Source organism: Frigidibacter sp. ROC022 (assembly GCF_024723735.1).
Lineage (GTDB): Bacteria > Pseudomonadota > Alphaproteobacteria > Rhodobacterales > Rhodobacteraceae > SLM-1.
In genome coordinates this window covers 67,204-80,015 of sequence record NZ_JANQDU010000004.1, presented here as the reverse complement: position 1 = coordinate 80,015, position 12,812 = coordinate 67,204, and the positions used below count along the sequence as shown (strand labels likewise).

The window sequence follows — 12,812 nt, the reverse complement described above, 5'->3', positions numbered from 1 at the left end:
CGGAGGTATGCTAGGGTTAACTGTGGCTGTCCTGATTTCATTCGCGGGCTTGCCGGGAACCAGCAAGAGCACCATTGCAAGGGCACTGTCGGTTGCGACAGGGGCGTTCTATATACGTATTGACGAGATCGACGCCGCGATCTGGGCCAATGATCCTGATCGGGAGATTGGCCCGGAGAGCTATCATTCATATGGCGGCTGCCCTTGCGGCCTCCAACCTCTGGCTGGGACATACAGTGATCGTTGACTGCATAAACCCGTGGGACATGACACGCCGGATTTTCGCGGATGCGGCGAAGCGAGCTGATGCAGGTTTGCTCGGTGTAGAGACGCGTTGCTCTGATTTGAACCTGCATCGTGCGCGTGTCGAAGAACGCGACATCGATGTGCCCGGCCTTTGCAAACCTGACTGGCAAGACGTCCTTGCCCGGGACTACACACCGTGGGCCACGGCCGATGTCCAGATCGACACGGCCAAGATGGGTGTTGCGGATGCCGTGTCGGAGATCAGACGGCACCTTTGACGGCATCAATGGACTCGATCCGGTTCTCCATCGCACATCGTTCGACGATCGGCATTGGATAGAGATGCCCTTGGCCCACGAGCCGATCGGGAGCATCCCGACTGCCGAAGGCAGGATGGATTGCTACGCGACCATGGGTTCTGAGAACATGATCGCACTAATAGATACGAACCATCCCTCGGCCAACCCGGCGCGATTCAGTCTTCGGCCGACCGCATTGATCCCGGCTGTCCCACGCGAACCGTTGGTCTGGCGACAGGAATTCACATGCGACCACTTGCGCATTGAGCCGAAAATAAAACAAGGTATACTCCCTGTTATCGAGTCGCCGGCTCGCGAGAATGGCCGGTACCGTCAACGGGAGAAAGCCATGCGAACTTCGTCGATCACCGGCCTGTGCCGCGCCGCTGTGCTGTGCGCCGCGGCCATCGGCACCAGCGCCGCTCAGGCCCAGGACCTGCCCAAGACAGAATTCACCTATGTCGGAACCTGGGGAAACCTGACGCTTTACAACAAGGTCGAAAAGCCCTTTTGGGGAGACACCATCTCCGAGAAGTCCGGCGGCGCGATCACCGTCAAGGTGCAGCCCTTCACCGAACTGGGCCTGAAGGGCGACGAGATTCTGCGCCTGCTGCGCAACGGCGTGCTCGACATGAGCGCCACGCTGCTGTCCTACGTCGGTGGGGATATCCCCGAAGCCGAAGCCGTCGACCTGGCCGGGATCACCCGCGACATCGACGAGGCGCACCGGATTTCGGACGCCTACAAGCCGGTATTGGCCGAGGTCTTCGAAAAGGAATACGGCGTCAAGCTGCTCGCCATCATCCCCTATCACGCGCAGATCAGCTATTGTAACGCGCCCATCGACAGCCTTGAGGACTTCAAGGGCCTGAAGGTGCGCACTTCGGGCCGCTCGCAAAGCGACATGATCGAGGCGCTCGGCGGCACGCCGGTGGGCATGCCCTTTGGCGAGGTGGTTCCGGCACTGGAGAAGGGCGTCGTCGATTGCGCCATCGCCGGGGCGCTCAGCGGAAACCTGGCCAAATGGCAGCAGGCCACGACCAATCTCTACCCGCTTCCGATCAGTTGGGCGATCACCTTCGTTGCGGCAAATCTCGATTTCTGGAACGGCCTCGACCCCGAGGTGCGGGCCCTGCTCGAAAAGGAGATCGGCCCCTGGGAGGATTCTGCCTGGGAGTCGGGACGCTCTGAAACGGCCGAAGGGATTGCCTGCAACACTGGTGGCGAATGCGTCGGCGGCAATGTCGCGCACATGACGCTGAGCAAGATCCCCGAGGGCGACTACGAGAAGCTCCGCACCATCATGCAGGACGTTGTGATTCCGAAATGGGCCGAGCGCTGTGGTTCGGAATGCGCTGCGCGCTGGAACGAAACCGCCGGCGCAGCGATCGGTTTGAGCGCGCCCACCGAGTAATCCGCGGATGGATCGCCATCGCGGACTCATTGGACTGAGCGAGGCGATGTCACGCCTCGCCATCCGCACCGGCGGCAGCCTGATCGTATTGATCGCGCTGCTCATCACCGCAGAAATCCTGCTTCGAAGGTTCGCCAACATCTCGACCGGCGGGACGGACGAGCTTTCGGGCTATGCGCTCGCGATCAGTTCCACCTGGGCGCTCTCCTACACGCTTCACGCAAAAGCGCATGTGCGGGTCGATGCACTCTATACCCGGCTTCCGTCCGGGCCACGGGCCTGGCTCGACTGCTTGGGCATCGTCTCGATTGCGACCTTCTCGGTGATCCTGACCTGGTTCTGCTGGCGCGTCTTGCAGGATTCGCTGAACCTCTCGGCGATCTCGACGTCGACGCTGGCGATACCGCTCTGGCTGCCGCAAGGGCTATGGCTGATCGGCATGATCCAGTTCTCGCTGTCGAGCGTGCTCTTGGCTGTCGCCTGCCTCCATGCGCTGCTGAAGGGCGACCGAGACCGCGTGTCGGAACTCGCAGGCAGCCGAACCATGGATGACGAATTGCCGCCAAACCAGCCCGCCGAAAGCAGCCGATAGAAAGAGCGCCAGACAAAATGCTTAAGACATCCCTGCTGCTGTTGTTGCTGCTGATCGGCCTGTCGATCCCGGTGGCGGCAGCGCTTGGCCTGCTGGGGCTTATCCTCGAGCAGCTCTATTCCTTCATGCCGCTGCACCGCGCGATGGGCGATATCGCCTGGTCGGCCTCGACCGATTCCCTGCTGGTGGCAATTCCCCTGTTCGTGCTCATGGGAGAAATCCTGCTGCGCAGCGGCATCGCGGACGCGGTCTATCGGTCCGTCTCGACCTGGCTCACCTGGCTGCCCGGCGGGCTCATGCATTCCAATATCGGCGCCTGTGCGACATTTGCCGCGATCTCGGGATCAACGGTCGCCACCGCCGCGACGATCGGCACAGTCGCGATTCCGCAGATGGAGCGGAATGGCTACAACCGGAAGCTGTTCTTGGGAACGCTCGCCTCGGGCGGCACATTGGGCATCCTCATTCCTCCCTCGATCAACATCATCATCTATGGCGCCCTGACCGACACCTCGATCCCCGAGCTCTATCTCGCCGGCATTGTCCCGGGGCTGGTGCTGGCGGCGCTGTTCAGTGCAACGGTGATCCTCGCCTGCCTGATCCGGCCGGAGTTCGGCGGGCGCCGGCTCCGGTTCTCCTGGAGCGATCGGCTGCGCAGCCTCCCCGACCTACTGCCCCCCGCCTTCATCTTTCTGGTCGTGATCGGCTCGATTTATGCCGGCTTCGCAACGCCCACGGAATCCGCCGCTCTCGGTGTGGTCTGTTCCCTGATTCTGGCTATGGCTAGACGCAAGCTGACGTTGAGAATACTCGCCGAGTCGATCGAGGGCTCGATGCAGACAAGCTCCATGATCATGCTGATCGTCGTTGCGGCCTTCTTCCTCAACCTCGTGCTGGCCACGATCGGGTTGCCGCAGGCGGTCAGTGATTTCGTGACAGGTCTCGAGTATCCGCCAGCGATTTCGCTTCTGATGATCGTGGGGCTCTACCTCGTTCTGGGACTGTTCCTCGAAACCCTCACGCTGATGATCACGACGATCCCGATCATCGCGCCGGTGGTATTCTCGCTGGGCTACGATCCGGTCTGGTTCGGCATCATCCTGATGCTGTTGATCGAGACTGCGCTGATCACCCCGCCGGTCGGGTTGAATCTCTATGTCATCCAGGGCGTGCGGCGCACCGGCAATGTCGATGACGTCATTCTTGGCGCTCTCCCCTTCGTGGCGGCCCTCATAGCGATGGTTCTACTGTTGATGCTGTTTCCCGGCCTGGCGCTGGACCTGCCGTCACGCTTCTATTAGCCGCGGGCCAGTCCGGGGCGCGGGGCTCCACCCTGCTCTGCCCCGTGAGCAGAGCCAACCCAGAAACGTGGACGCGCAGGGGAGCAGGTTACTCACAGAACGGCTTGAATGCGAAGCCTTGCCCGCCAGCGACGACGGCCTCCTAATGCCCGGTGGTAAGATTGGTCACCGGAGGGCGCTCCGGACCAGGCATCGAGATACCCTCGAACCGGCTCCCTACCCGTCTCCTCGCCCCGTTTCGATTACTCGCGGCTGAGCGCCACCACCGGGTCGAGCCAGGCCGCCGAACGCGCGGGCAGGTAGCCGAAGGTGATCCCGATCAGGGTCGAAGACAGGAACGCCACCACGATCGCCGTGACCGAGAAGCTCAGCCGCACATCGGACGAGAAGTAGCCGACCATCTGCCCGCCGATCAGCGCGCCGGCAATCCCCAGCACGCCGCCAGTCAGACAAACCAGCACCGCCTCGATCAGGAACTGCGCCACGATATCCGACCGCCGCGCCCCGATCGCGATGCGCACGCCGATCTCTTTCGTGCGCTCGGTAACGGATACCAGCATGATATTCATCACCCCGATCCCCCCGACAATCAGCGAGATCACAGCGATCATCGCCACCAGCAAGGTCAGCGTTTCCGTGGTCGAGGTCATCGTATCGCGGATCGTGTCCGAGTTTGAAAGGAAGAAATCCTTGGTGCCGTGGCGGGTGGTCAGCAGGGCGTTGATCTCGGCCTCGGCAAGCGAGGTGTCGTAGTCATCTCTTACCCGCACCTCGACGCTATCAAGGAAATTCTGCCCGAAAATCCACGTCATCACCGTGGTATAAGGCACCCAGACATTGAGCAATTCCGGCCCAAAGCTCGCGCCGCTCGAGCGCACCACACCGATTACCCGCACCGGCACGCCGCCCAGCAGCAGTACCTTGCCCACCGGATCGACATCGGCATCAAAAAAGGTGTCGCGCGTGTTCGTCGATCACCGCGACCTGGGCGCGGTTCTTGACATCCTCCGAACCGAAGGTGGCGCCATTCACGGTGATGTAGTTGTGGACCTGGAAATAATCCCCGCCCACCCCGTTGATCGAGGCGTCGGAGGAGGTGCTGCGATAGACAACCGTGCTCTTGGTCGCGACCGAGGGCGAGGCGCCATCGACATAGGGTTGCAGCGCCAGCACATCGGCATCCGACGGCATCAGCGTTTGCACCTTGTTGACGTCGCGCGCGCCGAAGCCAGATCCCGAGCGCACCGTGATCGTGCGGGTCCCGAGCGAGGAGATGTTGTCGAGCACCTTCTCCTGCGTGCCAGTCCCGAGCGCGACCACGAGCACCACCGAGGCGATGCCGATGATGATCCCCAGCATCGTCAGCACCGAACGCACCCGATGCGCAAGCAGAGCCTTGAGCGACATGTCAAGGGCCTCGCGCAGTCGCAACAGCGCGGCCCCTGGCCGCTGCTTCGCAGGCGCGCGATCCAGCCGTTCGACATTGGCGATATCTTCGGGAGCGGTCTTCGTATCCGAGACGATCCGCCCATCACTGATCTCGATCGTGCGATGCGCGTGCTGGTCGACTTCCGGGTCGTGAGTGACCATGACGACCGTGTGGCCCTTGTTGTTCAGTTCCAGCAGCAGATCGATCAACTCCTTCGAGCTTGTCGTATCGAGCGCACCGGTCGGTTCGTCGGCCAGGATCACCTCTCCCCCATTCATGAGGGCGCGCGCCACCGAGACCCGCTGCTGTTGTCCCCCCGAAAGCTCGCCGGGGCGGTGGTCCAGCCGCTCGGCCAGGCCGAGTTGGCCCAGCAGATCGGCGGCGCGCGCATGTCGGGCCGCGCGGCCTTCGCCGGCATAGATCGCGGGCACCTCGACATTGCCCACCGCGTCGAGATCGGGCAGCAGCTGATAGCGCTGAAAGATGAAGCCGAAATGCTCGCGCCGCAGCTGGGCAAGCTGATCGGGGTCGAGCTTGCTCACATCCTGACCGTTAAAGCGATAACTGCCCGCGCTGGCGCGGTCGAGGAAGCCGAGGATGTTCATCAGCGTCGATTTACCCGAGCCGGAAGCGCCGATGATCGCCACCAGTTCGCCTGGCCAGATGTCAACGTCGACGTCGCGCAGGACGGTGATCGTTTCGTCGCCGGCCTGGAAGTCGCGCGAGATCCCGCGCGCGGAAATCAGGGGGGTCTCCCATCGTCACAGGCCCATTGGAGGCATGCGGGTACTGCTCTGGGACGACGCCGCAGCGGCGACGGCAGTGCCCGTGACCACCAGATCGCCTTCGCTCAAACCCGATTTGATTTCGGCAATGACCTTGTTGTTCAGCCCCACCTCGACCGCCTGCGCCCTGGTGACGCCGGTGACCGGATCGAATAGCTTCACCGTGTAGCCCTGCGGCCCCTTGACAAGCGCCGAGGCCGGGACGGTCAGCACGTTCTCGACCTTGTCGAGGATGATCGAGACTTCGGCGGTCATCCCGATGCGCAGCAGATGGTCGGGATTGTCCACTTCCAGCAAGCCGTTGTAATAGATCGCCTTGTCGGTCGAAATCGTGTCGCTGTCCTCGATTTCCGGAGGCGCAGGTTCGACGTCGCGCACGGTGGCGGAAAATGGGTGATCAGGTTCTCCCAGGATAGTAAAGACCACCTGCTGGCCGGGAATTCCGTGCACCACGTCGGCTTCGGATATTTCCGCCTTCACCACCATCTGGTCCAACTCGGCAAGTTTGACGATTGTCGGCGCGCTCTGCGAGGCGTTCACCGTCTGGCCCTCGTCATTGACGATTGCAACGACCGTGCCCGAGATCGGTGCGGTGATCTGGGTCCGCTCACGCGCAATCTGCGCAGTCGAGACTGTGACCTCGACGCTCGCCTTCTGTGCTGCCAGCGCGTCTAGTTCGGCCTTGTAGACATCGACATCGGCCTGCGCGGACTCAAGGTCCTCCTTCGAGACATAGTCCGAGGTCATCAGCTTCATTTGCCGCTCCAGAACGCGCTCAGCCTTGACCAATCCGGCATTCTTGGCGGCAATCTGGGCCTTGATGTTGGCCAGGTTCGCCTTCGCCGTCAATACGTCGTTCTCCTGGTCCTGGCTGTCGATCTGCGCGATCAGGTCGCCTTGCTCGACCTCGTCACCAAGCGCGACTGCCAGCGTCTCGATCTGCCCCGAGACCCGAGCGCCAACGCTTACCAGCTGCTTGGCCTCCATCGTGCCCGACGCCAGCACCGTCTCCTCCACCGTGGCGCGGGTGACGGCAGCCGTCGTCGGGGACGCAACGTCTTCGCTACCGGCGAAATAGAACCAGCCCCCAACCGCCGCCAACGCCAACGCGAGCGGAATCAACATGCGCGTTTTTTTCATGAAATATGGGCCTTTCGGACGGACGCACTGGGACAGTGAGGGTAATACGGATGAGCGTGGCATTTCCGTTCCCATGACGTTTGGTCATCCGCTTCCCTTAAGAGAAAGAGGTTGCCTCCGCTCCCCCGGGCACGGTGCTTTGCGCAGCGCGGCATGCCTTCCCTGCACCTCCGAGGGCAGCGGCCCCCTTTCAGGGCGGCGATCTTTCAGAGTCCGCTTGTCTTGCCACGATTCCGCATCTGTTTACTCGGGTCCGCCTTGTCCGCGGAACTGGCGTATGCCCGATGCGCATCGCTCGCCTGCCTTCCGCCCCTGCCGTCGCCCAGGACTTTCGGGGCGGACCCGGTCTTCTCGAAATGCACGATACTGAGCCGGAGTGAACCCCGTTCAGCAAAATCCCGCGTGGCAGCGCAGTACTTCCAGCAGCCATTTAGATACTGGCCATGGCATGGCCGCGGACAGCGGGGAGGTCAACGCACATTGGGAACATTACGGTTTCGTTGTTCACCTCAGGGCGCGGAGTTCTTGACTTGCTGCGCATTCACTCGGTCACGACCAGTCGGCACAGCAACGTATTGTCCAGCACCAGATCATCGCTCCATGTCAGTTTCGCGGACTGATCCCAGTTAATCTCGTCATATCCGTCTTTCGATCCGACCTCGCGAGCAGTATGTTCGGCCGCCGCTGGCCCGGCGCTGTCGTCAAAATCCGGCACGGTCCAGTTGGCCGGGACCGGTGTTTCGACAAAGGCGCAAGCGCCCTGCCCCGCTACAGGATTGGCTTCCTTCACGCATGCGCGATCCACCGGCGCATGCTGCACGACCAGACAGCGCATGTTGCTGTCCGTGGCAGCGATCAGATCGCCCGTCACGGCGTCATGGAACTGCGCGATCATCCCGCCGTCGCCCGTCTGCTGCTGGTTTGTTCCGATGTATTCCAGACCGCTATCGTTTTCCTTGAAGTCCTTGGCCATGATCGCAATCGTCATCGGCAGATCGGCCTCAAAGGTCGTGGTTTCGGCGTTGAAGGAACGCTCGGTGGTGATTGGCACTGAATCCTCGATCACCCTTTTCACCGTTTGCATGCATCTCGAACCAGTTGTCGACCCAGATCTCCGCAGTGACGGATTTGGGTTCGGCCAATGCCGTGGTTGCGTTCAGGATCATGCCGATTGTCAGGGCTGCCCGCATGAGATTTTCTTTGTTTGTCAATGTCTTATCAGGCAGAATTGCCGGATCAGCTCCAGAAGGATATCCGCGACGTTGCGATCGCCTTGTCCTTCATCGCGACCGTCAAGGTTGCCCAATCGACCGGCACGTCGGCATGTGCCTGCACAGTCGTCAGCGAAGCATTCAAGGCGAAGAGTTCGATAGAGTATTGGTGCTGCGGGCCGCTGGCGAACGAAAACCACGGTGCCGGAGAACAGGGCGGGGTGTAGCCCGTGGGTTATTCGTCCTTGTCCGAGCCCTCGTCGCCGATGGACTGAGGGTTGCCGCGCGACGATGACCTCGCGCCTGCAGGGATATTCCACAACAACCAGTATTGGCTGGGCGGGTCGACGCCTTCGACGGTGCCCCTGGGATAGTGATACGTGATCACCGCCAGGCTTTGGGTCCGGTTGGCACGCCGGCCCAATCCTGCGGCGGCGACAGGCCATCGCCGTCGTCGCGCTTGCATTTCAGATCGTCAGGCAAAGCTCCACAATCCGGAAACGCGGGGCGGGTCAGGATCGGCGTACCCTGCGCCGCAGCCGGGCCTACCCAGGCGAACCCGGTCAGTGCCTACGCGATGTGCGTGGACTACGGGCGCTTCACCGGCAGTATTCCCCTGTCTTGACCTGGCCGCCATCAGTGACGGTGCGGGTTTCGAAATCGTAGCAGTCCGGCGTTTCTGCGGGCGTGTAGCGCATGTAGTAGGCCTCGCCCTCATAGGTGTAGTCCATGGAGCGCCTGCCATCGGCGTCTTGTGTGAACACGAGGTCTTGCACGCCGCCCCGGGGCGGCACGCCCGATTCCTGACCGCCACCCAATAGTCCTGCCGATTTCATCGGCGCGACGCGCGGCAGGTTGCGCATATCGGGAACCTCCCCCATCAGGCACTGAATGATATAGGGGGCCTGAACCGAGGTATGATAGCGATAGCCGAAAGTGGCGTCGGGCTGCCCGTTGCAGACATCGAGAACATCCAGCGCGATATGCGTTCCGTCGGGGTTGTTGTCGCCATAGATCGGAAAACCGTCATAGGCCCAGCCGATGATCGCGGCATCGCCGGCATTCTTCATCTGCTCGATCATGCAGACCGGCTTGACGTGATAGTGGTAGTCGTTGCCCCGCCCCGCATGTCCGCCGCATGCATCAAGCTGCTGGGTCAGCAGCGTGTCGTGGTGGGTTTGTGCGTGGTAGAGGTCTTCCACCGTCATTTCGCCACCGCCGGTATAGTCGTAGATCGGCACGCCGTTCACGGCCACGCCCAGAGCCGCATCGCGGGTCTGGGGCGTCGTGCCCAGAACAGGCGCCAGCGGGATCGGCGCGGCGTAATCCTTGGCGGGAACCGGAATCTGCTCGTTCGTGCCGACGATGCCAGTCATCATCTCATGGTCGGGATAGGTATCCGATACGATGAAGGCCGTGTCGCCGTCGCAGGTGACGGTCACCTGATCCGCAAAGCCTGCATCCTCCACAGAGGCTTTCACGGCCTCGCAATGATCGACGTCATCATGTGACCAAGCGAGTGTCGGGCCGAACAGGGCAAGCGCAAGCATCCCGCATCGTGTCGCTCGGCGACGGTGTTGCGTTGCTTTTTTCGGCATTGAGCGGTCCTCGGCTTGTTCTGAGTTCTGTCTCTATACGCATCCAAGGCATGCTTCCGTCGGAACTTCATCGAAAAGAAGCGGCCGACGAGGCGTCCTGCCGCCCCAGCCAACGCATTCCATGCCGGATAGTTGCGTGAAGTGATGCACCTGGCGCGCCGGACTGTTTCGGTCGGCTGCGACAGGTCACTGCACGGAGCACAGGATTTCGGGCCGCTCACCTGTCCGGCGCGCAACGGATCGCAGAGTCGCCACGGGCGCCGCCTCCTGCCGTGCATGTTCCGGCATGACTTCGACCAGCCTTCGGCGGCGATCAGGCGGGTCTTGCCCGTGCCGCGACCGGATGCGCAATGTGGGGATCGCCATTCGGGCGGTTGACGCGCTGGCCTGCCCAGACCGAACCAAGGACGATCACGGCGCCGATGATCTGGATCGGCGACAGGGATTGGTCGAGCCAGACCCAGCCGAGCGCCACCGCCGTCACCGGGCTCATCATGCCCAGGATCGAGACCGCCCCGGGCTCCAGCCTTGCGACGCCCCGGAACCAAAGCGCATAGGTCGCGGCGGCGCCGACAAGACCAAGCCAGGCGAGGCCGAAAAGGTTGCCGACCGACAGCGGCGGCAGCGGCGGTTCCAGAACCAGGGCCAGCGGCAGCAGGATCAACCCGCCGGCCGTCAGTTGCCAGCCTGCGAAGCCGAGAGCCGAGACGGGCGGTTGCCATTTCCGGCTTAGAACCGTGCCCGCCGCCATGGAAGCGGCTCCGCCCAGGCCGGCAGCGATGCCGACGGGGTCGAGCCGCGCTTCCGGGCCGACCAGCAGCAGCGCCACGCCGAGGACGCCCGTCGCCGCCGCGGCGACGGCCCCGGCGCGTATCGGGGTGCCGAGCCATCCGCGCGCCATGAAGATGACCATCATCGCCTGTATCGCACCCAGCGTTGCCGCGATCCCGCCGGGCAACCGATAGGCGGCCACGAATAGGAGCGCCCAGAAGACCGCGAAGTTGAGACTGCCGAGCAGGAAGCTGCGGCCCAGCCACGCGCGTGGCGGCAGACATCGCGTGACCGCGAGCAGCAAGAGCCCTGCCGGCAAGGCGCGGAGCGCCGCGAGGGTCACGGGGTAGCCCGTGGGCAGCGTCTCGGTGGTGACGAGATAGGTGCTGCCCCAGACCGCCGGGGCGAGCGCGGTGAGGAGGATATCGAAGGTGCGTGACATCGGGTTTCTCGCTTTCGGGAATTGGGAAGGAAGTGAGGGCCGACCCGGGTTCCCGCCTCCCGGCACTCTCGGGTTCGGGAACGTCAGCCGCCGCGATGACGGACGATGGGCAAGCCTTCGTCCGGTGATGGCGCCGCGAAGTGACCGGAGAACTGGCGGAACTGGGCCTCGGTGACCTTGAACGGGTGGTCGCCTCGACCGTTGCGCTCGCTCAACCTCGCGAGGCAGACCGCGTCGGGTGTATCGAGCAGGTGAAGCTGGCCAGAGGCGGCCGTGCTCTCCAGTATGCCGCGCATCCAGCGGCGTTGCTCGACGGTGTTCGCCGGAAAATCGAGAACGACCGAACATCCCGCGCCAAGCAATCCGGCGACATGGGCACCCATGATCCGCCGCAGCTTCGAGGAACACCGGGCGTAATCCTCCAATCCGCGCAGCTCGTCGGAATAGAGCGCGTGCAGCCAGTCGTCCTCCGATATCCGGACGGTTCCGGGCAGGTCTCCGAGCCGAGCCGCCAACGTGGACTTGCCGGCGGCGATCTTGCCGCACAGCATGTGAAGGACCGGCGATTTGTCGGGCATGACGCGCCTCCTGGGCGTTGGCCTATCTGAAGTCGGGAAGAGACAGGCGCGTGCGTTCGGGCAACGGTTCGAGCCCGATGTCGCGCATCAGGTGGGGCGAAAGATCGGGCGCGAGGCTGCGACGGGCCAGTTGGCGGCGTAGCCGATCCTTGCGACGGAAGATCGTGAATGTCATCGGTATCTCCTTTCATTGGCAGGCGCGGAGGGTGGTGCGCGGTCAAGCGGCCGGATCCTCGCGCGGTTGACGATGCGTGGCCCCTGTCGCGGATACCGGGGCCGGAGCGGGGACCGGGCGCGGCGCGCGGGCGCATCGCCCGGCGAGGGCCGTCAGGCGGCCTCCGCCAGCGGATTGGCGTCAGCCAGCCGGGCGGCGATCCGCGCGACATGCGCCCCCTGGAATCGCGCGCCGGCGAGGTCGGTCTCGGTGGGCACGCGCGAGCCATCGGCGCCGGCGATGGTGCCCGCGCCATAGGGTGCGCCACCGACGATCCCGTCGGCCGTCGTCTGGCCGGCGAAGGAGTAGGGCATGCCGGCGATGAGCATCCCGAAATGCTGGAGCGGGATCTGGGTGGACAGCAGCGTTGCTTCGTGGCCGCCGTGCTGCGAGCCGGTAGAGGCGAAGACCGCAGCCACCTTGCCGACCAGCGCGTTCCGCGCCCAGAGCCCGCCGGCCTGATCGAGGAAGGATTTCATCTGCCCGGCCATCATGCCGAACAGGGTGGGCGTCCCGAAGATGATGGCGTCGTAGGCTTCGAGATCCGCGGGCGACGCGACCGGTGTGTCGTCCGCGACGAAACCGGCCTTGGCGCGGATCTCTTCGGGAACGGTTTCGGGGACACGGCGCAGATCGACGTGGGTTCCGGGGACGCTGCGGGCGCCTTCGGCCTCGGCCTGTGCGAGCGCGCGGACATGGCCATAGCTGGAATAGTAGAGAACGAGAACGCGGGTCATGGGATCCTCTCGGGCTGTCGGTTCTGATGCCGGGAGGATCGGGGATGCGGGCGGC

Annotated in this window: 13 protein-coding genes and 1 pseudogene; 5 read left to right on the top strand and 9 right to left on the bottom strand. The window is 63.4% G+C overall.

Annotation, left to right across the window (positions count from 1 at the left end; all coding sequences use genetic code 11):
• Positions 1-149: 149 nt before the first annotated feature.
• The 4 genes from NUW50_RS16405 (at position 150) to NUW50_RS16390 (ending at position 3,852) form a co-directional block, all read left to right on the top strand.
• The gene (locus NUW50_RS16405) at positions 150-524 is read left to right on the top strand and encodes a hypothetical protein (RefSeq protein ID WP_258290243.1); all 375 of its coding nucleotides are present in this window, start codon (positions 150-152) and stop codon (positions 522-524) included.
• A 370-nt stretch (positions 525-894) separates the two neighbouring features.
• The gene (locus tag NUW50_RS16400) at positions 895-1,959 is read left to right on the top strand and encodes a TRAP transporter substrate-binding protein (protein ID WP_258290242.1); all 1,065 of its coding nucleotides are present in this window, start codon (positions 895-897) and stop codon (positions 1,957-1,959) included.
• 46 nt (positions 1,960-2,005) lie between these two features.
• Positions 2,006-2,551, top strand: a complete 546-nt coding sequence (locus NUW50_RS16395; RefSeq protein ID WP_258290241.1) for a TRAP transporter small permease subunit — start codon at positions 2,006-2,008, stop codon at positions 2,549-2,551.
• 17 nt (positions 2,552-2,568) lie between these two features.
• Entirely contained in the window at positions 2,569-3,852 is a 1,284-nt protein-coding gene (locus NUW50_RS16390; RefSeq protein WP_258290240.1) for a TRAP transporter large permease, read from the top strand.
• Positions 3,853-4,094: 242 nt separating this feature from the next.
• On the opposite strand, the gene NUW50_RS21515 is transcribed toward NUW50_RS16390, so the two are convergent.
• The 4 genes and pseudogenes from NUW50_RS21515 to NUW50_RS16370 all read right to left on the bottom strand — a co-directional run bounded on the left by NUW50_RS21515 (position 4,095) and on the right by NUW50_RS16370 (position 8,290).
• Positions 4,095-4,412 carry an FtsX-like permease family protein gene (locus tag NUW50_RS21515; RefSeq protein ID WP_275982215.1) on the bottom strand — a complete coding sequence of 106 codons (318 nt, stop codon included), beginning with the start codon at positions 4,410-4,412 and terminating at the stop codon, positions 4,095-4,097.
• Positions 4,413-4,628: 216 nt separating this feature from the next.
• Positions 4,629-5,928, bottom strand: a pseudogene (locus NUW50_RS21460) (ABC transporter permease); the annotation flags it as partial.
• 114 nt (positions 5,929-6,042) lie between these two features.
• Positions 6,043-7,206, bottom strand: a complete 1,164-nt coding sequence (locus NUW50_RS16375; RefSeq protein WP_258290237.1) for an efflux RND transporter periplasmic adaptor subunit — start codon at positions 7,204-7,206, stop codon at positions 6,043-6,045.
• Positions 7,207-7,747: 541 nt separating this feature from the next.
• Positions 7,748-8,290 carry a PEBP family protein gene (locus tag NUW50_RS16370; protein ID WP_258290236.1) on the bottom strand — a complete coding sequence of 181 codons (543 nt, stop codon included), beginning with the start codon at positions 8,288-8,290 and terminating at the stop codon, positions 7,748-7,750.
• A 126-nt stretch (positions 8,291-8,416) separates the two neighbouring features.
• Between NUW50_RS16370 and NUW50_RS16365 the strand changes: the two genes are divergently transcribed.
• Entirely contained in the window at positions 8,417-8,644 is a 228-nt protein-coding gene (locus NUW50_RS16365; RefSeq protein ID WP_258290235.1) for a hypothetical protein, read from the top strand.
• Between the two features lie 372 nt (positions 8,645-9,016).
• Here NUW50_RS16365 and NUW50_RS16360 read toward each other — a convergent pair whose 3' ends face one another.
• The 5 genes from NUW50_RS16360 to wrbA all read right to left on the bottom strand — a co-directional run bounded on the left by NUW50_RS16360 (position 9,017) and on the right by wrbA (position 12,757).
• Positions 9,017-10,015: a YHYH protein gene (locus tag NUW50_RS16360; protein WP_258290234.1), complete on the bottom strand. Its 999-nt coding sequence runs from the start codon at positions 10,013-10,015 to the stop codon at positions 9,017-9,019.
• A 313-nt stretch (positions 10,016-10,328) separates the two neighbouring features.
• A complete protein-coding gene (locus NUW50_RS16355) occupies positions 10,329-11,228 on the bottom strand; it encodes an EamA family transporter (RefSeq protein ID WP_258290233.1) in 900 nt (299 codons plus the stop codon).
• 83 nt (positions 11,229-11,311) lie between these two features.
• The gene (locus NUW50_RS16350) at positions 11,312-11,806 is read right to left on the bottom strand and encodes an AAA family ATPase (protein ID WP_258290232.1); all 495 of its coding nucleotides are present in this window, start codon (positions 11,804-11,806) and stop codon (positions 11,312-11,314) included.
• A 22-nt stretch (positions 11,807-11,828) separates the two neighbouring features.
• Complete coding sequence (locus NUW50_RS16345) at positions 11,829-11,981, bottom strand: hypothetical protein (protein WP_258290231.1); 153 nt, start codon at positions 11,979-11,981, stop codon at positions 11,829-11,831.
• Positions 11,982-12,133: 152 nt separating this feature from the next.
• Positions 12,134-12,757, bottom strand: coding sequence for an NAD(P)H:quinone oxidoreductase (wrbA, locus tag NUW50_RS16340; protein ID WP_258290230.1), 624 nt, complete (start codon positions 12,755-12,757; stop codon positions 12,134-12,136).
• Positions 12,758-12,812 lie beyond the last annotated feature (55 nt).